The 26,310-nt window shown below is 51.7% G+C and carries 27 protein-coding genes and 1 other RNA gene; 20 read left to right on the top strand and 8 right to left on the bottom strand.

The features are described from left to right. The first annotated feature begins 185 nt into the window (after positions 1-185). From HU175_RS15670 to HU175_RS15645, 6 genes are all read left to right on the top strand, one after another. The gene (locus HU175_RS15670) at positions 186-449 is read left to right on the top strand and encodes a barstar family protein (RefSeq protein WP_176567486.1); all 264 of its coding nucleotides are present in this window, start codon (positions 186-188) and stop codon (positions 447-449) included. Further along, on the top strand, positions 442-984 hold the full coding sequence (locus tag HU175_RS15665) for a hypothetical protein (RefSeq protein WP_176567485.1): 543 nt from the start codon (positions 442-444) through the stop codon (positions 982-984). The genes HU175_RS15670 and HU175_RS15665 overlap by 8 nt, the downstream gene beginning before the upstream one ends. Before the next feature lie 228 nt (positions 985-1,212). Then, on the top strand, positions 1,213-1,347 hold the full coding sequence (locus HU175_RS24965; RefSeq protein WP_255433006.1) for a hypothetical protein: 135 nt from the start codon (positions 1,213-1,215) through the stop codon (positions 1,345-1,347). Positions 1,348-1,626: 279 nt separating this feature from the next. Further along, positions 1,627-1,974, top strand: coding sequence for a hypothetical protein (locus HU175_RS15655; RefSeq protein WP_176567484.1), 348 nt, complete (start codon positions 1,627-1,629; stop codon positions 1,972-1,974). Positions 1,975-1,982: 8 nt separating this feature from the next. Then, positions 1,983-2,507, top strand: coding sequence for a hypothetical protein (locus tag HU175_RS15650; RefSeq protein ID WP_176567483.1), 525 nt, complete (start codon positions 1,983-1,985; stop codon positions 2,505-2,507). 6 nt (positions 2,508-2,513) lie between these two features. Then, positions 2,514-3,032: a hypothetical protein gene (locus HU175_RS15645; protein ID WP_176567482.1), complete on the top strand. Its 519-nt coding sequence runs from the start codon at positions 2,514-2,516 to the stop codon at positions 3,030-3,032. Positions 3,033-3,565: 533 nt separating this feature from the next. Here HU175_RS15645 and HU175_RS15640 read toward each other — a convergent pair. Then, on the bottom strand, positions 3,566-4,075 hold the full coding sequence (locus HU175_RS15640) for a hypothetical protein (RefSeq protein WP_176567481.1): 510 nt from the start codon (positions 4,073-4,075) through the stop codon (positions 3,566-3,568). 206 nt (positions 4,076-4,281) lie between these two features. Further along, positions 4,282-4,655, bottom strand: a transfer-messenger RNA (tmRNA) gene (ssrA, locus tag HU175_RS15635). Positions 4,656-4,929: 274 nt separating this feature from the next. Between ssrA and HU175_RS15630 the strand changes: the two genes are divergently transcribed. Next, positions 4,930-5,571 carry a hypothetical protein gene (locus HU175_RS15630; RefSeq protein ID WP_176567480.1) on the top strand — a complete coding sequence of 214 codons (642 nt, stop codon included), beginning with the start codon at positions 4,930-4,932 and terminating at the stop codon, positions 5,569-5,571. Positions 5,572-5,968: 397 nt separating this feature from the next. Then, positions 5,969-6,994 carry a sugar phosphate isomerase/epimerase family protein gene (locus HU175_RS15625; protein ID WP_176567479.1) on the top strand — a complete coding sequence of 342 codons (1,026 nt, stop codon included), beginning with the start codon at positions 5,969-5,971 and terminating at the stop codon, positions 6,992-6,994. A gap of 125 nt (positions 6,995-7,119) precedes the next feature. On the opposite strand, the gene HU175_RS15620 is transcribed toward HU175_RS15625, so the two are convergent. The 3 genes from HU175_RS15620 to HU175_RS15610 form a co-directional block, all read right to left on the bottom strand. Continuing rightward, positions 7,120-8,112 (bottom strand): alpha/beta hydrolase family protein, encoded by a 993-nt coding sequence (locus HU175_RS15620; RefSeq protein WP_176567478.1) that lies wholly within the window; start codon positions 8,110-8,112, stop codon positions 7,120-7,122. Positions 8,113-8,180: 68 nt separating this feature from the next. Next, complete coding sequence (locus HU175_RS15615; protein WP_176567477.1) at positions 8,181-8,831, bottom strand: SdpI family protein; 651 nt, start codon at positions 8,829-8,831, stop codon at positions 8,181-8,183. 37 nt (positions 8,832-8,868) lie between these two features. Then, the gene (locus HU175_RS15610) at positions 8,869-9,165 is read right to left on the bottom strand and encodes an autorepressor SdpR family transcription factor (RefSeq protein WP_176567476.1); all 297 of its coding nucleotides are present in this window, start codon (positions 9,163-9,165) and stop codon (positions 8,869-8,871) included. A gap of 188 nt (positions 9,166-9,353) precedes the next feature. Here HU175_RS15610 and cobT point away from each other — a divergent pair, with 188 nt between their 5' ends. From cobT to HU175_RS15580, 6 genes are all read left to right on the top strand, one after another. Then, positions 9,354-10,364: a nicotinate-nucleotide--dimethylbenzimidazole phosphoribosyltransferase gene (gene cobT, locus HU175_RS15605; RefSeq protein WP_176567475.1), complete on the top strand. Its 1,011-nt coding sequence runs from the start codon at positions 9,354-9,356 to the stop codon at positions 10,362-10,364. A gap of 29 nt (positions 10,365-10,393) precedes the next feature. Then, positions 10,394-11,179, top strand: a complete 786-nt coding sequence (locus HU175_RS15600) for an adenosylcobinamide-GDP ribazoletransferase (protein ID WP_176567474.1) — start codon at positions 10,394-10,396, stop codon at positions 11,177-11,179. Positions 11,180-11,345: 166 nt separating this feature from the next. Beyond that, on the top strand, positions 11,346-12,026 hold the full coding sequence (gene cobC / locus HU175_RS15595; RefSeq protein WP_176567473.1) for an alpha-ribazole phosphatase family protein: 681 nt from the start codon (positions 11,346-11,348) through the stop codon (positions 12,024-12,026). 63 nt (positions 12,027-12,089) lie between these two features. Next, a complete protein-coding gene (locus HU175_RS15590; RefSeq protein WP_176567472.1) occupies positions 12,090-13,280 on the top strand; it encodes an acyl-CoA dehydrogenase family protein in 1,191 nt (396 codons plus the stop codon). Further along, positions 13,264-14,016 (top strand): PIG-L deacetylase family protein, encoded by a 753-nt coding sequence (locus tag HU175_RS15585; protein ID WP_176567471.1) that lies wholly within the window; start codon positions 13,264-13,266, stop codon positions 14,014-14,016. The genes HU175_RS15590 and HU175_RS15585 overlap by 17 nt, the downstream gene beginning before the upstream one ends. Positions 14,017-14,031: 15 nt before the next feature. Continuing rightward, positions 14,032-14,622: an SAM-dependent methyltransferase gene (locus tag HU175_RS15580; protein ID WP_176567470.1), complete on the top strand. Its 591-nt coding sequence runs from the start codon at positions 14,032-14,034 to the stop codon at positions 14,620-14,622. On the opposite strand, the gene HU175_RS15575 is transcribed toward HU175_RS15580, so the two are convergent. After that, positions 14,610-15,833 carry a glycosyltransferase gene (locus tag HU175_RS15575; protein WP_176567469.1) on the bottom strand — a complete coding sequence of 408 codons (1,224 nt, stop codon included), beginning with the start codon at positions 15,831-15,833 and terminating at the stop codon, positions 14,610-14,612. The two genes, HU175_RS15580 and HU175_RS15575, sit on opposite strands and share 13 nt — an antisense overlap. Positions 15,834-16,028: 195 nt before the next feature. On the opposite strand from HU175_RS15575, the gene HU175_RS15570 reads away from it, so the two are divergent. The 5 genes from HU175_RS15570 (at position 16,029) to HU175_RS15550 (ending at position 22,370) form a co-directional block, all read left to right on the top strand. Continuing rightward, on the top strand, positions 16,029-16,412 hold the full coding sequence (locus tag HU175_RS15570; protein WP_176567468.1) for an antitoxin Xre/MbcA/ParS toxin-binding domain-containing protein: 384 nt from the start codon (positions 16,029-16,031) through the stop codon (positions 16,410-16,412). A gap of 3 nt (positions 16,413-16,415) precedes the next feature. Continuing rightward, positions 16,416-16,865 (top strand): RES family NAD+ phosphorylase, encoded by a 450-nt coding sequence (locus HU175_RS15565; RefSeq protein WP_176567467.1) that lies wholly within the window; start codon positions 16,416-16,418, stop codon positions 16,863-16,865. A gap of 315 nt (positions 16,866-17,180) precedes the next feature. Further along, the gene (gene gyrA, locus HU175_RS15560) at positions 17,181-19,709 is read left to right on the top strand and encodes a DNA gyrase subunit A (protein WP_176567466.1); all 2,529 of its coding nucleotides are present in this window, start codon (positions 17,181-17,183) and stop codon (positions 19,707-19,709) included. Between the two features lie 182 nt (positions 19,710-19,891). After that, positions 19,892-21,307, top strand: a complete 1,416-nt coding sequence (locus tag HU175_RS15555) for a tetratricopeptide repeat protein (RefSeq protein WP_228724178.1) — start codon at positions 19,892-19,894, stop codon at positions 21,305-21,307. A 175-nt stretch (positions 21,308-21,482) separates the two neighbouring features. Further along, positions 21,483-22,370, top strand: coding sequence for a hypothetical protein (locus HU175_RS15550; RefSeq protein ID WP_228724177.1), 888 nt, complete (start codon positions 21,483-21,485; stop codon positions 22,368-22,370). 294 nt (positions 22,371-22,664) lie between these two features. Here HU175_RS15550 and HU175_RS15545 read toward each other — a convergent pair whose 3' ends face one another. Together HU175_RS15545 and HU175_RS15540 are read right to left on the bottom strand one after the other, a co-directional pair. Beyond that, positions 22,665-23,141: a helix-turn-helix transcriptional regulator gene (locus HU175_RS15545; protein WP_176567464.1), complete on the bottom strand. Its 477-nt coding sequence runs from the start codon at positions 23,139-23,141 to the stop codon at positions 22,665-22,667. A gap of 153 nt (positions 23,142-23,294) precedes the next feature. After that, positions 23,295-24,110 carry a 2,3,4,5-tetrahydropyridine-2,6-dicarboxylate N-succinyltransferase gene (locus HU175_RS15540; RefSeq protein WP_176567463.1) on the bottom strand — a complete coding sequence of 272 codons (816 nt, stop codon included), beginning with the start codon at positions 24,108-24,110 and terminating at the stop codon, positions 23,295-23,297. A gap of 1,162 nt (positions 24,111-25,272) precedes the next feature. Here HU175_RS15540 and gap point away from each other — a divergent pair. After that, positions 25,273-26,268, top strand: a complete 996-nt coding sequence (gene gap / locus HU175_RS15535) for a type I glyceraldehyde-3-phosphate dehydrogenase (protein WP_176567462.1) — start codon at positions 25,273-25,275, stop codon at positions 26,266-26,268. The last annotated feature ends 42 nt before the right edge of the window (positions 26,269-26,310 follow it).

Raw genomic sequence — 26,310 nt, 5'->3', positions numbered from 1 at the left:
CCGGTGTCTGTTCAACCGGGTACAGCCTGCCCGCCGGATTTGATACCCAACAGCGGTTAGGTAGTGATACGGACCCGATTTAACCCCTGTTGGTTTAAACCGGCAGTTGCTTTCAGCTGATTTCTCTGACCAATTCGGTCTGGATAAGGTTATAGCCTGACCAGACAGTTTCATACAAAGACACCATGACCATCGATTTAACCGGAATAACCACCAAAGCAGATCTGCATCAGCTGTTCAAAACCGAACTCCAGTTTCCCGACTGGTACGGTGTCAGCTGGGATGCGTTCTGGGACTGTATCGTTGCGGTGGTCGAGATGCCGGAGCAACTGACGCTGACCCACTGGGACGAATTTGCCCGGCAGTGTCCCCGGGATATGGAGATTCTGCGCCTGATCGTTCAGGACTACAACCAGACAAAGGCTCCTAAATCCATGCGGCTTGGGTAGCTTTTCCGGACGGGTTCCTGGTGTTTTCCTGATTGGTACGTATCATTACCTGACCAGTATCGGTCAGACCACACTCAACCGAATACGTATGCGTACTCTCGTTCCCTGTCTTTTTCTGGCGCTGCTGGCTGGAGGCCGTCCTGAGCACAAGCACGTCTATACGCTGTACGGGCCGGAGCCCGACAGACCCCTGGAAGGTATCTACCAGGTCGACTACAAGATGGTAAATGGCGATACGCTTTGGTCGAAGACGGGTATCAACAAGGCGGGGTATGCTACTAATACGGTACGCGTTATGTATCTGAATAGCCACGAGATTTTGCTATCGGAACAAGTGACGTTTCTGCCAGCAGGAAAGCACGTAGCAGGTAACAGTTATGGCGTAAGAACCAGGTTGACACCTGACCCAAACGCTGCCAGCTACTCCTTTAGCCCACCAACTACGGCGGGTGCATCCGGTAAAATTTCCGCAAAACGATTGTCACTCCGGCTTAAAAGAAATGGCTATGACTTACGCGTGTACGCCAGAAAGTAAGCACTGTTCTTCTGGGACTGATATTCTGCCTGCTCCGATGGAAGGCGGTTAGTATTCCGAATCGGAGGAAGTTTGTCTGTTAAAGGACTAAACATAGTTTTGAACTGATTATCCGAAAATTTTGAAACGTTCCAGAACTATAGTAATGAAAAATCCAGAAACGACTGACCACTTTACCAGGTGGGCGGTCTTTTTTTGATCAAATTAACCATTCACTAAAAACAGCTAATGGGAATATCGATACCCGATACGTTTACGGACTTTCGTGCTCATCTTCACACCGCGCAGATCGACGCGGCTTACCTGGCTTTGGTTCTGGAGCAGTACCTGAGCCTGCCCGACAACCTACCGCGATCTGACTGACAGACAGATCCGCTAGCCGAGCACCAAGCATGGGCCTTTCGGGAAGCCATCGATACGTTCCGGCAGATGATTCTGGATAAGCCGGAGCAGGGGAATAGGGAGGAGTAAGAAGTGAGTATAAATAGCCTCAATGGGTTCTTATAGACCTATGAAAGCGCATGATCTTTCTTTTTTGACCAGAAAAAAGTAATTTTGCGCGCCCTTTCGGGAAAGACTTAGTAAGTTTTGCAAACTTTTATCAAGTGATACTTGTACTAAAGCTCAGTATTCAGCTGTACTATGATGCCACAAGAGCCAAACAAGGTTGACATACACTTTATTAAAAGTGGTGATTTTCGAACTGCTTACATAAATGGTGTTTTTGGTGGTTTCACTCCACGAGGGCAGTTGAACATTGACTTTTTCAGTGAGCGTATTCCCATCCCTACTAAAATATCCTACGTTGCGAACCAACAGGATCAGGATAAAGTGGAAATGAAGGAAGTAGATAGGGAGGGAAAAAACGGTGCAGTAAGAGAGTTCCATTTCGGAGTGATAATGGATATGGATACTGCAAGAGAAATGCGTGCTTGGCTCGACGATAAACTAAGGCAGTACGACGAAGCTGTTGAAGCCACTCTTAAATAATGTTAATTATGGAAACGCTTGAAATAAAACCTGCTCTGGCTGCTGTAAAGCGCCAGCAAAATAAAAACGAAGCTGTAAAAGTAGCTTTGTTGATTGTGGGATTTTCATCCGCAACCATAGGTACACCGAGTGTACAAGCAAGTAGAATCCGTAACGATTTGTCTCAAATCACTAACGGTACTTATGAAAACTTTGATCATGCTGCTCTTAGAATAGAAGCAATGGAAAGACAATTGAGAGATCAAAATAGACGACTCTCAAACGTTATCAAACAAGATTTACCTGACGAAATTTCTTTATTGCCTTGGGAAACAATTCGGCTCTTAAGTGATCGAGGTATTGTTGCTGATTTTATAAATAGATCAGATGAGGGCGATTTAATGATAGAGTTTACCAAAAACTCAATCGAATATTCGATTGAGTTTTTGGTAAATGGCGAAATTGTGCTTTTGATAAAAAACGGCAGAAAAATTTCAGCTTGGGACCTAGACCATAATACTTTTTATAATAAAATAGTTGAAAAGTTAGCTTAAAACTGCATGTCGGTTAACGAAGATAGATGTACGGCACTTGGTATACCTACGCATCTACACACTGGCGGTAGAGAGGTAACAGAAGTTAAAAACGAAGAAGATTTATATCGGCGTTTCCGAATTGAAGGTAACAAGGAAGAATGGTTAAAAGATGATTCGAAAGCATCTTCTTCACTATTCAAGCTGGAAAATGACTCGTATAATAGATCATCTCTTTGCGAAAGTCCAGAAGATGTATTGTATGACGATGAAGGTAATCACTTTCCAGATAATGGTATCCTTTCATTAAGTGTTGAAGACCTTCGTCACGAAGACAGTAAATTCACAATAGAGGTAAATGATTCAGGAGAAAGAGTTTTTACTTTTGTTGTGGAACATGACCCCAAAGAATGTAATTACGCTCATGCTGAAGTAATTGTCTACGAGAATGGAGCGCCAGCTCCTAAAAATCCAACTTCTTTAAAAAAGGCTTTCAGGAAAATACTAACTACGCATCTTACAGTTATTAAGAATTTCAAGGCATAGTTTTCTGATGTCCTTCCAAAACCGGCCCCGCGCCGGTTTTTTTGTGTCTATGGATATGCAGCACTGATACGCCAGCAGCAGTCGACGGTGAAGATGCTGGAGAAGCTGGTAGGGGCTAAACGGGCATCGGCCGAAGAATCGGCGAAGGCCAAGATGTCGATTGGCGTATTTGGAAGTGCCAATTACGTGTAAAAATCTGCAATGAATCTTGATTATAACTCCAAAATGCCCGCTCAAACTAGCGAATATAAGACTGATCAAAACTAAGTAAGTTGCAGAATCGTCACCCGTACCGCTTTACGTTTAGAGAAGGTGCAAATATACACTCGAGTGTTTCGTCAGCTTATTACTTCTACAGAGGTACCACGTCAGAGGCATAAAAAGCTCCGAAAACAAACTGTTTTTGGGATTCTTATGGAGACAGAGAGCTCTACCTTTTTATTTAAATACTTGGTTATTAGTTATTTAGTTGCTTGTGTATATGCCGTGTACCTCAAGTTGTGGACTACTTGCCGTTCATAAAAACAAGCAAGCTAATCGTAAATCAGAGGGACAATCGGTAGTTCTAATCGGGCTAGGCTCCAGTTTAATCCAGTTAGTATCGCTTTCTGTGAGATTTTCCATTCATAATTATCGCTTGTCTTCCAATTAACAGCAGACTGGTTAGCCAAAAAATAGGCTTCTGGCGTTCCATCGACAATGTCTTCGGTGTATACTTCCCTAACCTGATAAAGCTTTTTGGCTTTTGTAATTTGGAGTGCTGAGCTGCTTTGGTCTCCTAAGTCAACCGGTAAGTAACAGGTGGCCTGTTCGGAAGTTAAGAGACTGATCCACAGATTGATTAACCGGGAAATGTCTTTCCTTTCCTCTATCAAGCGTTGCTCCTCATCTAGCAACAATGTACTTTCATCTTCATCAAGAGGATAAAAAAAGCTACCTAGCCAAGTGGAATCAGCTATCAGTACGCGTGAGGGGCGTTCTTCAATCTTGACGAACAAATCTTGGTGATAACCTCCGTGTTCGTCATATAAAATTCGTATCATTCAGCTTTTATTTAGTGATTTTGTGACGATCTAAAGATGTACCCCCTAGTATTTCATATGAGTGTTAAATTAAAGCTTATTCGATAAATGAGTAATGTAAAATGAGTTTATAGTATGCTACCGATAAACTATTCATTCAAGAATGTTGCAAGGACAGGTACTCTACGAACATAAAAAACCCCGAAATCCAAGAAATTTCGGGGTTTTTGTGGAGACGGAGAGATTCGAACTCTCGTCCAGTCAAGGAACTCGTCGTGCCTTCTACATGCTTAGCCGCGATTGGAATTGTCGGGAATCAGGCAGGTTCGCGTCAGACCGACCCTCATCCGTAGGTGCTTGTGTCTTACTCAGCCGTTAACACCATAAACCGAGCCAGCGCTGCGTGTCGACGCCCCCTGATCCAGCCAGCAGCACGTAGGCCGGGGGGACGATGGCTAGTGCTTAATCCTCCGGATTAGGCAGCCATGGCGTAGTTATATTCGCCAGTTATTGTTTTGATGATTTGTTTGGACGGGAAATACCATCAACTCCCGGCATGCTTACCCGCGACCTCTGCAAGCTGTCAATTCCGGTCGTCCCCAGATTGACACTCCCATTCGGGCGTGTTCAATATAACTTCATCAGATGGCATTTAGTTCATCAGTAGAAAGTAATAATCTGGTACTTTTTGGTTAAATAGTATAAACTTATTAGTGAACACGTGGTTACGTAACCAGATACCAGACCAAACGAACCGCGGGGGCCAATGAGTGAAGTGGCCTGCCCGGCGCAGTCAACCGGTCCGTGGTGGTTCAGGTGATCCCGCTGATCACAGAATAACTAGTCATCAACGTTCCTCTTTTCTCCCTATACGTATGGCAACCCTTTCGTTTGAAACCGAGCTGTACCGACAACTGATGCCGTTCTTTGGTCAGCACCAGTTCGTCCTGCTGCCCCAGCGGAAACAGTTCCGCCGTCAGGTCGACACGGGCTTTCAGAACATCATTCTCTCGCCCACGTTCTACGGCCCCGAAACTATTCTGGACGTGAACTTCGGCTGCCGGAACGAGCAGGTTGAGCAGATCGCCCAGCAGTTTCTGCATAATCCGCTCGATTACCAGGCCGAAGCCAATACCTTGCTGCTGTCGATCGGTAAGTTCACCGGCGCTCCTTTTTTTCGGTACACCATTCACTCCGGTGAGGAACTGGTACGGGCGTGTCGGCAGATTGAACAGTTTTTTCTGACCAGCGGGTTTGATTTTCTGGCAACGACTAATACGCTGGCCGGGGTCGATTCGCTGCTCAACCGGGATATTCACCAGGCCAGTCCGTACGTGTACAATCAGACGCACCGCTGCTATAAAGGACTCATTACGGCACAACTGAACCATAATCCCCACTGGAGCGGGCTGATGGAAGGGTACCGGCATCTGTTCTGGCAGCAGACGCAGAATCCCCACGAGCAGCAGCAGTTTGAGCGGCTCATTACGTATCTGAATTACTACTCTGCCAATTAGGGGCGGGCGTGGGGTTGGGGGCGAAGGGTAGGGGCTGTACCTCATAAATAGACCTGAGAAGAAAGACGTAAGACGATAGACGTATTGGATTGGTGTGGGGCTGGGGGCGAAGGGCAGGGGCTGTACTTCACAGATAGACCTGAGAAGAAAGACGATAGACGTATTGGATTGGCAAGGGGCTGGGAGCGAAGGGCAGGGGCGAAGCCTTGCCGTTCTTTACACCCAGTCGATGAAATCGAAATGAGAACGGCGATTACATCGTCATTCTCCGCCAGTCTCCGTACCGCTGGGTTGAGAAAACTAGGCCCGAAACTGCGAAAAAGAAGGGGATGTTTGCGAGTCGGCGGGTGATTTCGTAGGTTACAGGCGCGTGCGCGCGTTTCCTTATATATAACCTATGAACCCATCCCGTCGTCAGTTTCTGAACCAGCTTGGCCTGGTCGCTGCCGGGCTTAGCCTGTCGCCCATGTTACCAACCGAAACCCTTGCCGAGCCAGCCATCAAACCGTTTACGTTTGAAATTTCGCTGGCCGAATTCTCGTTCTTTCCCGAGATCATGTCCGGGAAGATGAGCAACCTGGATTTTCCGGCCCGCGCCAAAAAAGACTTTGGCGTCAACGTACTTGAGTACGTATCCATGTTCTTCAACGACAAGCACACCGATCCGGCCTACCTGAAGGAGCTGAAACAGCGCGTCGATGATCTGGGCATGAAAAATAACCTGATCATGGTGGACGGCGCGAACCTGGCCGATCTGGATGCCGGTAAGCGCAAACAGGCGGTGGAAGCACACCGGCCCTGGCTGGACGCGGCTACCGCGCTGGGTTGCGGGGCCATCCGGGTTAATCTGGGTGATACGTCCAAAGCCATGTCGGGTACGCCCGACGACCCCGCTGAGGAGGCCGCCAAAGCCGCGGCCGATGGCTACCATAAACTACTAGAATATGCCACCAACCACAAACTGAACGTAATCGTCGAAAACCATTTCGGCAACTCCACCGACATCGACTGGCTGGTGGGCGTTCTGAAAGCGGTTAACATGCCCAATGCGGGGCTGCTGCCCGATTTCGGTAACTTCTGCCAGCAGCGCAGCAAACCCGAAACGCAGGACATCAAAGGAATCATGAGTACCCGCTGCCTGAAGGAGTACGACCGCTACGAGGGGGTGCGAAAGATGATGCCCTACGCTAAAGGCATCAGCGCCAAGACCCACAAGTTCGACGCGCAGGGCAACGAAACCGAAACGGATTTCCGGAAAATGTTCAAGATCATCAAAGACGCCGGTTTCACGGGTTATGTCGGCATCGAATACGAAGGCGGCCTGATGAACATGTACAGCCCTGAAAGCGGCTACCTCCCGGTGGCCGAGGGCATCAAGACCACCAAAACCCTGCTCGAACGGGTAAGAAAGGAGTTGGCCTAGCTAGTAGTTTTGTCATTCGGATAACCTGCAGTCCTTGTATTCTCTTTTTCCGCTGGTTACCACCCCCGACCCCCTCCTAGAAAATTAGGAGGGGGAGGTAAAAGTCACTTCTGCTTGTGTCTATCCTACTGCTTCACAAACTGCGCAATAGCCGTTGCCAGGCCGGGCGTGAGGGGCAGGGTCGGATTGTTATACGTTTTAAAGTTATCCGTCTGGCTGGTTCTGGCCACGTTTTTCAGGATATGATTCATGTCATCGAACAGGAGCAGCCGGGCAGCAGCATTGGCCGCCTTTAGCCGTTCGGCGTCGGCGACGCTTACCTGCAGATCTTTGCGTCCCTGAACGATCAGCACTGGTTTAGGGTAGGCGCTCAGTTCGGTCGCCGGGTCGTATTTCATCCATGAGATCAGACCCGGCTGCGCAGCGGGCGATAGCTGACTTTTCAGGAGTGGGTTTCTGGGATGCACCGGGTACCCCTGTTTCAGCGAATCCAGAGCCGCATCGACGTCGGCCTGAACATCGGCGGGATTCCCCAGCCGTCGGCCCTGTTCCTTCATAACATCGGCAATGTTACGGCCTGCGCCCGCCAGCGAGATAAATCCGTTGGCATTGGTCTGACGGGCAGCCAGCATGCCTACCAGCGAGCCTTCGCTGTGCCCCGCCACAAAAACGCCCGAGAATCGCTTGTCGGCCTGCAACTGCCGAATGAACCCAATGGCGTCGCTCACGTAAAAATCGAACCGGTGCTCCTGTGGCTTCAGCACGTTAGCCGCCAGGAAGAGATTTTTGCCAGAACCCCGTTTGTCGTAGCGGGCCACGGCAACGCCCTGCTGTGCCAGACTATCCGCCAGCATTTTGAACGCGTCCGATTTGAGTCCAGTGGCGCTGTTACAGTCGCGATCGGTGGGGCCGGAGCCCGCAATCAGCAGCACGACCGGTACCGGTTTAGTTGCCCCGTCGGGCAGGGTCAGCGTGCCTTCCAGCGTCAGGCTGGCGTTGGCGGGTTGCGTAATGGCGTAGCGGATGGACTCTTCGGTCTGTCCCAGCGCCGACAGGCAGGAGAGAAGAAGGAGGAGGATAGGGGCGCTCCGCCGTAGCGGGAAGGAGGAAAGGAACATGAGCCGGGAGAGTTTGAGAAATATGGGACAACGTTAGTAGGGGGAACCCTGTCGAAGAAAAATCTGTATTACCGGGTTTTTTCCTGCCGGAAATAGACGTAGGAATACACCACCGGAACCAGCGACGTCAGCAGCACAACGGCTATAAACGCCCACAGGCGCGATTCGGCGGGGAGCAGCAGGGCGAGGGCACCCGCCAGTAATCCACCGGCTACCATCAGGCGGCCGCCGAGCTGGTGAGTCCGGCGCCAGACCGTATCACTGCTCAGCGTCCAGGGTGTCCGGATGCCGACAAACCAGTTGGGTTTGACCGTCGTGAGGTAATTGCCGATCCCGGCGATCATCACGCCAACCAGCGCCAGCAGTACACCCGCCAGCGACTCGCTCTGAGCGGGCCGGGCCGCTACGTACCAGAGCCAGCCCGTAATGCCGGAAAAACAGCCGGTGACTACCAGACGTAGCTTCTGGTAGTTGCTGGTCTGCACCTGATTGCGCGGGTCGATATGGGGCAGAAACCGTAGGAGCAGGTAGAGAAACAGCGACAGGCCACCCATCAGCAACGCGGCACTGCCCTTGCCCATCCAGTCGTTGGGACGGCCGTGCAGGTCGAAATGGGTCGCGATGGTATCAGGAAGCTGGGTCCAGATCAGGGCCAGATACGCGTAGGGGGCCAGCAGCAAACCAGCCATAAGCCATTCACGGGCGGAGGAGGTTTTCATAGCAGAAAAAGGGAGAAGAAATGAACGACGTAACGACTTAGGAATGCGAGGATGGAGTATCGACGGGCGCGGGCGTATCAGGCTGCCGGATGCTCATCAGCCAGGCCAGGAGCTCGTCCAGTACGGTCGTGTTCAGGGAGTACGTAATGAACTGCCCCTGCTTAACGGATTCAACCAGGCCCGCCTGCCGGAGCAGATCGAGGTGGTGCGAAATGCTGGGCTTGCTCATATCGAACTGCTCCGCGATTTCTCCGGCGTTAAGATCGCGCTCGCGCAGCAGGTCCAGAATCTGCCGTCGGGTGGGATCGTTGAGCGCTTTGAACAGCGTATTCATTAGCTGATAGTTGAATAGTTAGTCAAATGTCTAACTAAATAATTAGTCACTTGTCTAAATATATTGAGTGGTCTCTGTAATTGATGAATGGTTGCGGGTAATGATAAGCGGACAGGCAGGAATAAGTTTTCGCAAAAGGCTGTAGATACAGGTAATATTGTCGATTTTTGCTGCCTAGTTTTTTTACGATGAGTAGTACTGATACCACCCTGGAGCAGCGTGTCCGCCAACGTATCGACGGAAAGACTAAACCACTGGGCGCACTGGGCCAACTGGAAGAACTGGCCGTTCAGGTTGCCCTGATCCAGCAAACTGAAACGCCCGTTTTAGATAATCCCCACCTGCTGGTTTTCGCCGGTGATCACGGCCTGACCACCGAGGGAATCAGTGCCTATCCGGCTGCCGTCACCTACGGCATGGTCCAGAATTTTATCGCGGGGGGAGCCGCCATCAACGTGTTCTGCCGCCAGAATGGTCTGAACCTGCTGGTGTGCGATGTGGGCGTCGACGGTACGTTTGCCGAGAATACGCCCGAGTTTGTGAAGTTTAAAGTCAGCCCCGGTACCCGGAACATGCGCTACGAACCCGCCATGACGGCCGACGAGTGCGCTGCGGCCGTGGATGCCGGTAAAACGCTGGTTAATGGGGTGGCGTACCGCGGTTGTACCGTCGTTGGCTTCGGCGAAATGGGTATTGGCAATACCTCATCGGCCGCCCTGTTGATGCACCGGTTCATGAATCGGCCCCTCCAGGAATGCATTGGTCGGGGCACTGGGCTGGACGAAGCGGGCCTGCGGCAGAAGCGCACCATCCTACAGGCTGTCGCCGACCGCTACGTTCACCTGACCGATCCGATGGCCATTCTGGCGGCTTTGGGTGGGCTGGAAATTGCGGCCATAGCGGGGGGCATGATTCAGGCGGCTGAGAACGGCATGGTTATTCTGGTGGATGGCTTTATTGCCACATCGGCGCTGCTGGTAGCGCAGGCGTTGGTACCGTCCGTTCGGGCGAACTGTATCTTCTGCCACCAGTCGGACGAGGCTGGTCACCGGCTTATGCTCGACTACCTGAACGCCAAACCCCTGCTTCATCTTGATCTGCGGCTGGGCGAAGGCACCGGCTGCGCACTGGCCTATCCGCTGGTGCAGGCCGCCGTGAACATGCTCAACGAGATGGCCACGATGGACGTTCTTTACTAAGTGAATTGCGAATGAGTGAATAACTGCCTATGCGTTTGTTTTTTACGGCTTTGCTATTTTATACGCGGCTGCCGGTTCCGAAAGGAATTGACCACGCGCCCGATGCGCTGAACCGCGCTACGTTGTTTCTGCCGGTCATTGGCTGGCTGGTGGGCGCGGTGGGAATTGGTACGTACTGGCTGGGTACGGTGTTGTTTCCGCCCCAGTTTTTGCCCATACTGTTCAGCATGATCGCGACGATCTGGATCACGGGGGCATTTCATGAGGACGGCTTTGCGGACGTCTGCGACGGCTTCGGGGGGGGCTGGACCAAACAGAAGATCCTGACTATTATGAAAGATAGTCGGCTGGGGACGTATGGCCTGGTCGGGCTGGGGTTGCTGCTGGCGGTCAAGTTTTTTGCCCTGCAGGCGCTGCTGTCGGTAGAAGCGTTCGGCTGGGGCGTTGCCCTGAAATACGTATCGGCGCATAGTGTCAGTCGGCTCATGGCCGTAACGGTGATCCGGGCGCTGCCCTACGCCCGCGAAGACGCCGAAGATAGCAAGGCGAAACCCGTTGCCCAGGGACTCACCACTGGCCAGTTACTGGCAGCTACCATCCTGGGGCTGGCTCCTCTGGTAGCCCTGGTTATTTACACCGAACTCTGGATTTACCTGACTTTTCTGATTCCTCTGTGGCTGGTTCGCTGGCGCCTGATCTGGTTTTTCAATAAATGGATCGGTGGTTACACCGGCGACTGCCTGGGCGCCACCCAGCAACTCACCGAAGTCATTCTGTATTTATCATTTGTATCGTTGTTGTGGGTGTCGGTTTAAGGAGGAAGGGGAGGAAAGGGACGAGGGAGAGAAAAGGAAGGTGTGTATGTGGACTTATATATTCATAAGGACGTAGTATGCTTTCCTGTTCCTTTTTCCTTTCCTCCGTCCAGCTCTCCTTCCCTTTCGTCCCCTTCCTCCCCCTCGTCCCTTTCCTCCCTTTTTTATGACCATCTACCTAATCCGCCATACGGAAGTTGCTGTTGAACGGGGTGTTGCCTACGGGCAGACAGATGTGCCCCTCGCTGATACGTACGACGAGCAGCGGGATCACCTGCTGCGGCATTTGCCGGAAAATCCGGCGGTCGTATTTTCGTCTCCGTTAAGCCGGTGCCGGCAACTGGCAGAGGACCTGGCAAAGACGCTGATGGGTAGTCAGATCGAGGTAGCTCCGGGGCAGACTCGACTAGTAGATAAGCCCGGCATGGAATCGACGGGCGAATCCACGCCGGGCGTCGATTCGCCATCGGTGGTTCGTTATGATGACCGGCTCAAGGAGTATTTCTTCGGCGATTGGGAGATGAAGCCGTGGGACGCTATGGATCGTGCGCAACTCGACAGCTGGATGGCGGATTTCGTGTCGGTAGCCGCGCCCAACGGCGAGAATTTTACGGATCTGGCCGGGCGGGTGCGGGCGTTCTGGGAGGAGCAGGTGCTGCCGCTGGAAAAAACGCATACGGGACAGTCGGTGCTGGTTGTGGCGCACGGAGGTGTTATCCGGGCGTTGCTGGCTATCCTGCTGGAACTGCCCCTGGCCAATGCCTATCGATTGAATCTCGATTATGGTGCTGTTACCAAACTGACGCTTGCAGACGGCAACTGCACAGTGCAGTATATCAACCGCTGAACCGGAAGCTAACCGGACGAATCGGTTCGCAAACAATCGACAGGGTTCCCGGCTTGTATCGATATGGACCCGTATTTTACCCCACCTTCCCCGATTCTCCCGTCTGATCCCACTTTCTCGTCGGCAAGTATTTCCCTGCAGGGACCAGCCTTCGATACGCTCCTGCGCCGGATTGCCGAACTGGCTCCCGAAACGGACGTAGAAGGCGATTTTCCGGTCAATGCGTTTGCCGAACTGGCTGGCGCTGGCCTGCTGGCCGTTACGTTACCCGGCGGACCGCTGGACTTTGCAAGGCCAACGACGCCCCAGCTGCTGAAATTGCTGAAGCGGATCGGCGGGGCAAACCTGGCGGTTGGCCGCGTGTACGAAGGGCACATCAACGCCTTATACCTGATTCATCTGTATGCCAGTCCCGACCAGCGGGCGCGTTGGTACACGGAGGTACGGGCGCATCACCACCTGTTCAGCGTGTGGAATACCCAGGCGGGGGACGGTATCGGAATTGATCGGACGGACGCGGGCCACTACCGGCTTCGTGGCTCGAAAACGTTCTGTTCGGGGGCGGGCTGGATTGAACGCCCACTCATTACGGGCGAGATTCAGACCGAAAACCGGCGGGGCTGGCAAATGGCCATCGTGCCCACCGAACGGGTACTTCCCATCAGGCAGGACGATCAGTTCTGGAAACCGCTGGGGATGCGGGCATCGGCCAGTTTCAAAATGGACTTTACGGACGTCGAACTCTCGGAGACTGATTTACTGGGGCATCCGGGCGAGTACCTGCGGCAGCCTTATTTCAGCGGGGGCGCCATCCGGTTTGCGGCCGTGCAGTTAGGGGGTGCCGAAGCGATCTACGAAGCCACCCGCCAGTTTCTAATGAGTATGGGGCGCACCGACGACGTGCTGCAGCGAACCCGCCTGGCCGAAATGGCGTATCTGATCGAATCCGGTAACCAGTGGCTTCGCTCGGCGGGGGAGAAAACGGATGCCTGGCTGGCCGAAGGGGCGGACTGGACAACCGTTGTGGCCTACGCCAACATGACCCGAACCGCCATCGAAGAAATCTGCCTGCGGGTGATGCCCCTCGCTGAACGCTGCGTGGGTGCTCGCGGGCTGCTGCGTCCCCAGGCGTTCGAGCGTATCCACCGGGATCTGACCATGTACCTGCGGCAGCCCGCCCCCGACGCTACGCTGGTTGACATTGGCCAGTATGTATTAACCAATTCCCTGCCTGCCCATGACCTCTGGCGTTGAGAAAGCCCAGGCTATTGAAGACCTGGCCCAGCCGCTGACAAATCTGCGCAGCCTGGGCACGACCCTGGTGGTAGCTCCGCACCCCGACGATGAATCGCTGGGGTGCGGGGGCACGATTGCCCGGCTGCGGCAACTGGATCTGCCGGTGTACGTCCTGTTCGTGAGCGATGGGACGTTGTCGCACCCCAACTCACCGAGTTACCCCGCCGACCGCCTGCGCGACCTGCGCGAGACCGAGGCCCTGGCGGCTCTGCACATCCTGGGGGTACCGGAAGCGAACGCGACGTTCATGCGCCAGAAAGATCGGCAGGTGCTGACACCCGACCAGCCCGGTTTCGAGGATACGGTGCAGTACGTAACCCGGCTGCTGGCCCACCAGAAACCCGATACCATCCTGGTTCCCTGGCGACGTGACCCCCATCCCGACCACCGGGCGTCCTGGCAACTCGTGCATGAAGCCGTTACGCGGGTATCAAATCCACCCCGCGTGCTGGAATACCTGATCTGGCTCTGGGAACTGGGTGATGGTGCCGATATGCCGCGGGAGGATGAGGTGACTGGCTGGCGGGTAGCCATTGATACGGTCATGGCCCAGCGCGACCAGGCTATCGCGGCTCACCGATCGCAGGTGACGCGGCTGATTGACGATGATCCTGCCGCCTTCTATTTATCCCCCGAGCTGCTGACGCATTTTGCCCGGCCGCGGGAATTATTTCTGGAACAGAAACTCACGTAAACAGACATTCGCCCTATGGAAACAAGCAAACCTTCCTTAACCCAGACGTACTTCGACGATGTGTACCGGGCCAATGACGACCCCTGGCAATTCGCGACCAGCCCTTACGAACAGGCCAAATACGAGGCTACGATGGCGGCCCTGCCCAATGCGCAGTATCACAATGCCTTCGAGATAGGCTGTTCCATCGGGGTGCTGAGTGCCATGCTGGCCGGGCGTTGCGACAAACTCCTGGCGGTTGACGCCAGCGAACTGCCGCTGAAGGCCGCCCGTGAGCGTTTAGCCAGCTACCCGAACGTAACGGTGGAGCAATTGAGCGTGCCCAATCAGTTTCCGACTGACCAGTTCGATCTGATTCTTTTATCGGAAGTAGGGTACTACCTGTCCCGGCCCGACCTGATGCGGCTGCGGCAGCAGCTCATCGACAATCTGGTTCCCCAGGGTCACCTGCTGCTGGTGCACTGGACGCCCTTCGTTCCTGATTATCCCTTGACGGGTGATGAAGTCCACGAGCAGTTCATGGAATCGGTTACCAGTGGGCAGCTAGCGCATCTGTTGAATCAGCGAACGGATAAATACCGGCTCGACCTGTTTCAAAAGCCCTGAGACTGGTTGGACGGATACGTTTCGGCGGACATAGACTGGTGGGACGCGTATTGATCGTTTAAAAAAGCGCGGAGGTCCTGGATGGTAGCCGTGATGGGGGTAAAGGGCCAGGTAGCTGCCCAGCGTCCGTTGGCTAGCCGGGCTTCGACCTGCTCCCAGAGTTGTCCAAAATAGACGCTCTGGCGCATGGTGCTCCAAAGCCATTCCAGCGGAAGCGTCAGTTCGGTAGCAACAGTACGTAATAGTATTGTTGGATCAATGGCGGGATCGGCCTGCCAGCAGCGTCGCAGCCGGTGTCGATTCCGGAGCCGGATCAGAACGGCTTCCGCCGGTTCGGCGAGCTGGCAGTTGCCTTCACGGTTGAGCGTGTCCCAGTAACGCAGCTGCTCCGAGAAACCGACCGTAGCGCGGCCCTGCATCCGCATTGATGTAACGACCCGGACCAGGGGGCTTTTACGAATCTTGGCGTCGAGCCGCAGGAGCGCCCGGTAGAAAGCTTCATCTTCCAGGTGGGGCACCAGCGGGAGCCGTCCCGCTTTTTCGTACATCGTGCAGGTAACCGCCAGATTAGCGCCGAAGTGCTGAAAATGCCGGGGCCAGGGATCGTGCGCCAGCGGGTCGAGAATGGCTTCAACCTGTGCCACCAGCGTCCGGTACGTAACATCCCGCAGGTAATTTAACCGTACGGGGCTGTCGTTGGTCTGGGTTAGAATACGGCCGCCAACGGCATCGTTTCCCCGATCAATCTCCCGGATTATCTGATTGATCCACTGCCGGTCCACCAGCGTATCGCCGTCCGTAGAGGCAATAATTCCATCCGTATGTCCCGTACTCATTAGCCGTCGGTAGGCTTCGTTCATGAGAAGTCGCCGGACGGTGCCAATGTTGGCGTGGGGCGCGGGTAAGCAGATATCGGCCAGCAGCAACCGAAAACTGGGAAATTGTTGCTGGTAGTACCGGGCTAGTTCACGGGAGTTATCGGTGCAGTTATTCGTTAGCAGTAAGACCTCGTAACGGGTGGGCGATAGGGGAGATCCTTGTTCATTCTGTTGTTGACGGAGCGCATCCAGCACCTGAACCAGATGGGTTGCTTCGTTTCGTACAGGAACAACGACCGAAATACGTAAATCCGGAGCTGGAGAAAATTCGTCAAAGACAAGTGAGGGAATCGGCGGGATGGGGATAAGTAGGTCAGGATTTTGGGGTAGCATAACGTCAAAAGCCGGCGTCCAGTGATGGTAAGCAAATAACCCTCGGTTTGCCTAATTGTTGAGGAAAGTAAGAAAAGGGCCCCGCCTGTCAGCAGAGCTGATCATCTGAGGGAATCCAGGAAACGATCAGACAATTTTCTTGGTTTGATAGACAAATGTCTTTTATTTTATTGCTCAATCGATTCGCTACTTGGTATGACTATGCTTGACCGAACGGCACTGGTTTTTTCGGCGCTGAATGGGGTGCCCGCTACGCGCTTCTTTGAAACGGCAGATCTGACGGGGTATAAGCGGGAACAACTCGCGGAGGTATTTGACACGTCGCTGAAGACGTTTCAACGGTACGAGCGGGATCGTAAAAAACTGAACCCGCAGGATAGTGAGAAAGTCCTGAAGATTATTCATCTGTTCCAGGCAGGGGAGTCGGTTTTTGGCTCCAGCGATTCCTTTCGGCGGTGGATGGATAAACCGGCCTACGGCTTGGGCAATCAGATTCCGTTCACCCTGCTGCATACGTCGGGGGGGATCGATCTCGTACTCGACGAGGTGGCGCGGATTGAATACGGGGACCTGGCGTAGCCTATGCAGGTGTATCGAATTACCAAAGCCCAGTACGCCGATCGGCTCGTGGCATCGGGCGGGGCAGCCCGCTGGAACGGCCGGGGTCAATTTGTTATTTATACGGCGGCTACGCGCGCCCTGGCCTGTCTGGAGAATGTCGTTCACCGCAGTGGGGAAGGATTAGCTGATGATTTTCGGGTGATGGTTATCGATATACCCGATGCCTTACCGGTTACTTCCCTTGTTTTATCGGATCTGCCCGCCGACTGGGTTGATTTTCAGCAGTACGGTTCCTGTCAGAAGCTGGGCAATACCTGGCTACAGCGGGGTGAATCGGCCGTACTGCGGGTGCCATCAGCCATTATTGCCGACGAGTGGAACTACCTGCTGAATCCGGCCCATTCCGACTTTCAGCGAATCCAACTGTTACGAACGGATCTGTTCGTCTTTGATCCACGGATTAAGTCCTGATTAGATCCTATAGTAGCTTGTTGTAGGGTTACCTATATGCCTAGCGTTCATCCATTCTCGCGTGGAAACGTACCGCAAAAAGAGGGGACGTCAGGGATGAGTTTTAGATGAAATAGAATTGTATTCCATATAGATTATAGCGTAACTCGGCAACGGCTACCGAAACAGGCCTAAAAATTAGCTCATAGCGTCGATAACCGGTATTGTGGCCGATTTCTTCCATTTTTCCGGAAAAATTTGTATATTTGTCTATATAGCGGTTCGCACAGACTGTGTGGGCCGGAATAGTAATTTTCTGCGAAACTCCTATTGCACATGGCGGAAGAAAATCCCGACCTCGAATCGCCCAGTAACATTATTCCCATCAACATTGAGGACGAAATGCGTGGTGCCTACATTGATTATTCAATGTCGGTTATCATTTCCCGCGCATTGCCCGACGTCCGTGACGGGCTGAAGCCTGTTCACCGGCGGGTGTTGTTCGGAATGGCCGAACTGGGGGTGAACTACAACAAACCTCATAAGAAATCAGCGCGTATCGTTGGGGAAGTACTGGGTAAGTACCACCCGCACGGCGATTCGTCGGTGTATGATACCATGGTTCGGATGGCGCAGGACTGGTCGCTGCGGTACCCACTCGTGGATGGACAGGGTAACTTCGGTTCGATCGATGGCGACTCACCGGCGGCTATGCGGTATACTGAGGCCCGGCTGCGCCGGATTGCCGAAGAGATGCTGATGGACATCTACAAAGAAACGGTTGATTTTCAGCCCAACTTTGATGACTCCCTCGAAGAGCCGAGTGTGATGCCCGCCAAACTGCCGAACCTGCTCCTGAATGGCTCGTCGGGTATTGCCGTTGGGATGGCCACGAACATGGCTCCCCATAACCTGACCGAAGTGGTCGATGGGATCCTGGCTTACCTGGATAACGCCGACATTACGATCGAGGAGCTGATGCAGTACGTGAAGGCGCCCGATTTCCCAACCGGGGCTACGATCTACGGGATGGAAGGCGTAAAGTCCGCGTTCAAGACCGGCCGCGGCCGGGTGGTGATGCGGGCCCATGCCACCATCGAAGAGAACAAAGGCAAAACCCAGATCATCGTCACGGACGTACCGTACATGGTCAATAAAGCGGTGATGCTGGAGAAAACGGCCGAGCTCATCAACGAGAAGAAAATTGAAGGCATTACGGCCTTCCGGGACGAGTCGGACCGGGACGGTCTGCGGGTGGTCTACGATCTGCGTAAGGATGCCATTCCCAACGTGGTTCTCAATAACCTGTACAAGCACACGGCTCTGCAGTCGTCGTTCAGCATCAACAACGTCGCGCTCGTCAAAGGACGCCCGGCGCTGCTGAACCTGAAAGACATGATGCGGTATTACGTCGAGCATCGCTTTGAAGTAATTACCCGTCGGACGCAGTACGAACTGCGCGAAGCCGAAAAACGGGCGCATATCCTGGAAGGACTCCTGATCGCACTCGATAATATCGATGCGGTTATTGAATTGATCCGCTCATCGCGTGATCCGGAAGTGGCCCGTCTCGGTTTGATCGAGCGGTTTAGTCTGAGTGATGTTCAGGCGAAAGCGATTCTGGAGATGCGGTTGCAGCGGCTCACCGGTCTGGAGCGGGATAAACTGCAGGCGGAGTTCGACGAGCTGATGCGTGAAATTGCCGATTACAAAGAGATCCTGGCCAGCGAAGAGCGGAAACGGCAGGTGATCCGGGATGAGCTGACGGACGTGCGCGCCCGCTACGGCGATCCCCGCCGGACGGAGATCAACCCGCTGGGCGATGGCAACATCAGTGACCTGTCGCTGATTGCCGACGAGGATATGGTGATTACCATCTCACACGCCGGCTATATAAAACGGACACCAACCACCGAGTATCGGGCGCAAAGCCGGGGTGGAGTAGGGGCCAAGGCGGCTGCCACGAAAGAGGAGGACTTTACGGAACACCTGTTCACGGCGACCATGCACAACACCCTGCTGGCTTTCACCCAGAAGGGACGCCTGTACTGGCTGCCCGTCTACGAATTACCCGAAGGATCGCGTACGTCGAAGGGACGCCCATTGGCCAACTTCATCAACATCGAATCGGATGACAAAGTCCGGGCGGTGATCAACGTCTCGGATCTGAAGAATGAAGACTACATCAACAATAACTACATTGTGATGTGTACCCGGCAGGGGACGATCAAGAAAACCATGCTGGAAGCCTACTCGCGGCCCCGGCAGAACGGGATCATTGCCATTACCATCGATGAGGATGATCAGTTGATCGGTGTCTGCATGACCAATGGCGATAACGACATTGTGATTGCGTCGAGTGCCGGTAAAGCAGTTCGTTTTCACGAAAGCCGGGTGCGGCCGATGGGTCGGACGGCGGCCGGGGTACGGGGGATCTCGCTCGATGAGGAAGAAGCCGATGACCACGTTATTGGTATGGTGTGTATCGCTTCGTCGGAAGCTCAACTGTTGGTTGTCTCGGAAAAAGGCTACGGGAAACGGTCGGAGATCGATGAGTACCGGATTACGAACCGGGGGGCCAAAGGCGTGGGTACCCTGAAGGTGACCGAGAAAGTGGGAACGCTGGTGGCCATTCTGGACGTAACGGATACCGACGATCTGATGATTATCAACAAATCGGGTATTGCCATCCGGACCCCGGTGAAAGACGTAAGTGTGATCGGTCGGAATACCCAGGGCGTGCGGCTGATCAGCCTGCGCGACGGGGATTCGATTTCGTCGGTAACCAAGATTAAAGCCGAAGACGTTGAGGAAACTGAGCAGGAGGGAGCAGACCCCGTTGAGAATGAAACCGCACTTGAGTAGGTAGTTGCCTGACAGTTATAAGGTTGAGCCGGTTATGTTGGATAAATTCCAGGGTGACCGGCTCAAACATTTCTTATAGCGTCATGCTTATATAGATTGATTCCGTACTTTCGTTCTTAAATTAAACACCCAACACAAACGTTAACATGAGATCTGTTGCCTTAGTAATGCTTGGATGTGCCTTGACCACTGGGATAGCGTACAGCCAGGATCAACCAGCCGCGGGCGGTGCCATGGATGCGGCTCTGGCTGAGTCGATGAAGAAAGATAAAGAGAAAAGCGACAAGGATATCGCTGACGAAAAAGCAGCCAGCAAAGCTGCTACCTGGATGAACCGGGCAAAAACGTATCAGAATATTGCTTTGCAGAGTATCAAACTGGACTCGAACGCGGCAATGGTTTCTTATGATGCGTACAAAAAAGTAATCGAACTGGACAAAGATAAAAAAGGTGGTCCTGGTCGTCAGGCGAAAGAAGCGGAAGAAGCGCTGAAAAGCCGCGACTTCTACAATGCGCTGATGCAGCAGGGGGTAGCCCGGTTCCAGTCGAAGAACTACAAAGAAGCCGTGAAAACGATGTCGATGGCGAGCACTGTACTGCCAAGCGATACGTTGGCTCCGCTGTACACGGCTATCGGTGCCCAGCAGATCCAGGATAATAAAACAGCCGAGGAGCAACTGGAAAAATACATTGCGAATGGTGGTAAGGATGCCTCGATCTATGGATCGCTGGCGATGCTCTACCGGAACGACAAAGAAGTGGACAAAGCCCTGGCGGCTCTGGACAAAGGACTGGCCCTGGATCCATCCAACAAAGATTTGTCAAACGAACGGATCAACCTGATGCTGTCATCGAACCGGATGGATGATGCCATTGCGGGCATGAAGAAGATGGTCGAGAAAGATCCGAACAACGTGCAGAACCTGGTGAACCTGTCGATTGTGTACAATAACAGCGCGGGTAAACTGAGCGACGAAATCCGGACGCTGAGCGAGCAAACCAAAAAGTCGGGCGGTAGCGGCAAAGCACTGGCCGATGCAAAAGGTCTGCTGGAAACCTACAATGGTGAGGTAAAACGGCTAACGGCGAAAAAACCAAAAACGCCCGACGTTACTCGTCAGCTCGCTGATGTGAAAAAGAAGGCAACCGAGCAGGCAGCCACGGTAGCTAAACTGGAAGCGGATGCGAAAGAAGCGGCCGCCAATACGTCAGCTAATGCCGGTGCCGAAAGCAAACTGGCTGATCTGAAAAAACAGTACGATGAGCAGAAAGGTATGGAGAAAGATTATCTCCAGAAGGCAATTGCTGTCGATGGCAATAACTACGACGCGAACTACAACATGGGCGTGTTTTATTTCAACGATGCTGTAGAAATGAAACGCTCGGTGGACAATATGGATATGGCTGAGTACAACAAGCGTGGCAAAGAAATCGATGGTCAGGTTTGCGGTAAATTCAAACAGGCACTGCCATATTTCACGAAAGCAAAATCGATTAAAGCGGATGAGGCTGAACTGAATAACAACCTGGAAAATCTCCAGAATATTCTGAAGCAGTACGAAGAGCGGAAAGTCGTTTGTGTAGAACCAGCGAAATAAGCCAATAGGGAAGGCCAGCTAGCTTAGCTGGCCTTTTCATTACTGGTTTTACTTAACATAATATAAATTATACAACAAGTGGTAGACTAAAGAATATTACCGTTTACATGACTATTCGTATAACAAATAGTGAATTATAAATACCTTAGTCGTCTCACCAAACATACCTACTCTTATGACCACCAGACGTTTACTTACGGGAATTATTGGTCTGTTTATCGCCACTGAGTTTTTTGGATGTGCCGATCACCAGGGACAAACGATTATACCCGGTATCAACCGCCTGCGGGTTAAATCAATAACCCAGATAACCGGTACACCAAGCGTGAGTACAGTGAGTGCTTTTTCGTACGACGAACAGGGACGGCTGAGTTCGATTAGTGCGTATCGATCGCCGGATAGTGCAGCCGCAGCGGTAGAGAATACGGTCTATCAATACGATTCACAGAGTAGACTGACCCAGGTTCGACATGCCGTAGTTCGGCGTGGCTCAAATGCCGAAACGTATACACTCGTCTATAACAGCGCTAATCAACTGGTGCAGCTAACCAACTCGGTATCGACCTTTAGCGTAACGCCCCAGTACAATTCGGTAAACCAGGTAACGGGTTACGGAAAAAGCATTAGTGTGAGTGGCCTGTCGTCAGGCGGGAATGGTACGTTCACCTATACGGGAAATAACGTGACGACGACCTCGGAAACCTTTTCCGTTTTCCGGACGGGTGGTTCGCCAACGGCGCCCCCCGTGTATACTCAACCGATAACAACGACGTATACATACGAAGATAAGGTAAACCCCTTTTATGGCGTATTCATCATTCCCGCGCCTGGGGTATTTCATGCCTACGCTGGCTTCGGAATTTTTGGTCCTTACTATACGCTGTACGGAGGCATTGACAATCCGAATAACCTAAGCAAAAATAACGTTCTGTCGGCTGTAATGGCCAGTGGCACGACTACCTACGGATATACGTATAACTCGGCCAATTTGCCAACTAGCCGGATAACCAGTACGGCTACCGGTGTGAGTGAAATCTTACGGTACGAGTATGAATTGTATTGAACGTGTTGCTGAGAAGTCCTTACTGCCTACTGCCCTACTTTCGTTGTGTTCCGTCGTCAGAATAATTTACAGCTAGAGAGGTAAAAAAAAACTGGCTGTAGATTGAGGATCCGGATTCGGTCCAGAAAAGAGTAAAACAAAGGAGCAAAAAACGCCCTCAGTGAGATTAGTAACTGAGGGCGTTTTTTATAAGCTGAAAAAATGTTCCATGCGAATCCACGTGGAACAGTAAATGTCTGATAATCAATTGTTGTTAACATATGTTAATGTGATAACTAATATGTGTTCATCACATTAACCGGCCGGGGTGTATTCCTGGAAGGATCCATCCGTATAGAAAACCAGAATTCGTTCAATCCGACGGTCGATGCCCCCCCCCTCCTCGTCTGAGTAGGCAGGTTGTTCAGGCGGCAATTCGGTACGTTGTGGTGACCGCCCTGGAAGCTGGTTTACCGGAACCGAATTTGATACGTTAGCATAGCCATCCCGCCCGCCAGGGGCTGACTGCCGGTTTGGCATAGAGCGGGCGCCGTAGCTCGGTGCCGAGAATTGATTCGGAGCTGGAGCCTCAGCCTCATCCTCCATGATCCAGTCATACCCCAAATCGGGAAAGCGACGGATTATTTTCTGGATTATATCGAAACTAGGGCGATTTCGTCCCGATAGAATATGCGAAATACTTGACCGCTGAACCCCAATTTCGTCGGCGAAATACGAAGGCGTTAGGTTTTTGTCAATCAATATCTGTTTAATCTTGTCATTAATTGTCATACATCAATTATTTACATTTACTTAAATACAAATGTGATACGTATATGTCAATCACAAATGTATATTGATCGATGTAAATATAATAAAAAAGCCCAATCAGTAAAGATTGAGCTTTGTAATATTACAGACATAAACAGGGACAAACTCTATCTACTAGACTGTCACGTTATTTTCCCTGAGCGCGTCGTTCAGGGATGTCTTCAAATCCGTTGATTCTTTTCGCTGGCCGATGATGATTGCACAGGGTACGTGATATTCTCCTGCCGGGAATTGTTTAGCATAACTCCCTGGAATAACCACTGAGTTAGCTGGAACGTAGCCTTTGTATTCAACGGGGGCGTCGCCGGTCACGTCAATTATCTTTGACGAGCCGGTGATGGTTACTCCGGCACCTAATACGGCTCGCTTCCCAATATGGGCGCCTTCAACTACAATACAACGTGATCCGATGAAGGCCCCATCTTCTACAATAACGGGCGCGGCCTGGGGTGGCTCGAGAACCCCACCAATGCCAACCCCGCCACTGAGGTGAACGTCTTTGCCAATCTGGGCGCAGCTACCAACGGTAGCCCAGGTATCTACCATAGTCCGCTCATCGACATACGCACCAATATTTACGTAGGACGGCATCAGAATAACGCCGGGTGCCTGGTAGGATCCGTACCGGGCAACAGCTGGCGGAACCACGCGAACCTTAGCGTCGGCGAAATCTGTCTTCAGGGGAATTTTGTCGTGAAAAGAAAAAATGCCGACTTCATCGACTTTCATTTGCTGACTAACGAAGAACAGAAGGATGGCTTTTTTGACCCATTCGTTAACGGTCCAATCGCCCCCTTCGGTGGCGGGTGGCGTGGCCACCCGGAGTTCTCCCCTATCTAACTGATTAACTATATCCTTAATCAACTGGAGTGATTCGGGTTGTTTCAGCAGGTCGCGATTCGACCAGATTTGCTCAATCTGTTCAATCATTGGTAAAGTAATGGTTTTTTAAAAGTGATATAACTTACTGGTACAGATTCAGTTACGGTTATTTACAGAATTTAATTTGGTTCTATTAAGTAATCGTCTGAGTGGCAGTAAGGAAAGTTCAAAGGTATATAGAAGACGCGTATAGTTGAAATATAGACGAAAAAAAGTGTTGCTGCCGATCACCCTTTCCGATAACTGAAATTGAGAATAGACTGAAGGTATGACCAGGAATGCTTTGTATAGATTGGATAAAAAAAGAAGCAGAACTACGGCCGTACGACACGGTAGCCCTAACAGGATTGAATCACAGCGAAATGTGAATAAATAAACAAAGGAATCGGTTTGAGACCCGGGTTACTATAAGGGTAACCGATCTCGCTGTGTACCGAACCACTAAGAAAGAGCAACAAGCTCAGCGATGAATCCTGGATCGGATGGCAATCGATCAGACTGCGAGTTGTTCCATAAGATCGAAACTTACACTGCTAAGGCAGCAGGTATCAAACGAAGGCCGAACTGTATTAATGCAACGTCTGGTTTTTACAGGGGCGTTATTGAGTATAGATCGATGGCGCGCAATACAAACACGAAGCAATAGATCTTTTATCGTTTATAAACTCTGAAGAGAAAGAACGTAATCCGTTTGAATGACCGTATAAACAGACTGTGTATAATACTTCTTACTAAATGCGCAGGAACTGTGCCAGGTTTGGCTTCTAAGAACAGTATAGGGAAAATGTACGTGTTATATCAACAGAAATTAATCAGTTAAGCGGTGACTGTTGATGAAATACGCAAAAATAATTAGTACGTAAAGCTCCTCTCCTCTCTAGCTATGTACAATAAGTAGAAATTGATTCTATAAAGATGTGGAATCAATGCTACAATATTTTCCAGTTAGTATTAAAAGAGCAAAGCTTAGCATTTAGCAGAATTAAATTAGCATATAGACGGTATTTAGCTAAGAATTTAGTAGCAACATACTAATAATGCTAATAAAATTTAGCCGTAAAATGCTATTATGCTAAATAAAGTCATATAATTAGAATTGCTAATTCTCATTCTTTTTGGATTACTAAATTATTTCTCCTTATTATATCCGATTTCATTAGGCCCATTAAAGCATTATATTTGCCGCGGGAATAAACATTCATTTAAGTCCATGGAAAAAATCCGCGTTGCGATCAACGGCTTTGGCCGAATTGGCCGCCTGTCCTTTAGAAGACTGCTTGACAAAGAAAACATCGAAGTTGTTGCCATCAACGACCTCACAGATAACGCTACGCTAGCGCATTTGCTCAAATACGATTCTGTACACGGTAAATTTCCCGGTACGGTAACCTCAGACAGCGAAAGTCTGACGGTAAACGGTAAAAAAATCAATGCATACGCAGAGCGGGATCCAAAACAGCTCCCCTGGGCTAACTTAAAAGTTGACGTGGTGCTGGAATCGACCGGCCGTTTCGTTGACGAAGCCGGCGCTGGTCAACATTTGACCGCTGGTGCGAAAAAAGTTATCATCTCCGCTCCTGCTAAAGGCAACATCCCAACCGTAGTACTGGGCGTGAATGATGATACGCTGACCGGCGACGAAACGATCATTTCGAACGCTTCGTGCACAACGAACTGTCTGGCTCCAATGGCCAAGGTTCTGGACGACGTTTTCGGTATCGAAAAAGGATACATGACAACGATCCACGCCTACACCGCCGATCAGAATCTGCAGGACGCTCCGCACTCGGATCTGCGTCGTGCCCGGGCAGCCGCGCTGTCGATCGTTCCAACCTCGACGGGTGCTGCTAAAGCCGTTGGCCTGGTATTGCCCCAGCTGAAAGGTAAACTGGATGGTAACGCGATGCGCGTGCCAACGCCAGATGGCTCCCTGACCGACCTGACAGTTGTGCTGAAACGGGAAGCTACCGCCGAAGAGATCAACAACGCGATGAAAGAAGCATCGGAAGCTGGTCTGAAAGGCTACCTGGAGTACAATGTAGACGAAATCGTGTCGATCGATATCGTAGGCAATCCTCACTCCTGCATTTTCGATTCGAAACTGACGACCACGAACGGTACGCTGGCGAAAGTAGTGGGCTGGTATGACAACGAATACGGCTATTCGAGCCGGGTTGCCGACCTGATCGCGAAATTGTTCGCTTAAAAAACAAACGGGGGCTGCCGCTGGCAGCCCCCGTTCTGTTCA

This window comes from Spirosoma sp. KUDC1026 (assembly GCF_013375035.1).
In the GTDB taxonomy this organism is placed as follows: domain Bacteria; phylum Bacteroidota; class Bacteroidia; order Cytophagales; family Spirosomataceae; genus Spirosoma.
Note: the sequence above shows the minus strand (reverse complement) of the source record. Positions and strands in the feature narration are given on the sequence as shown.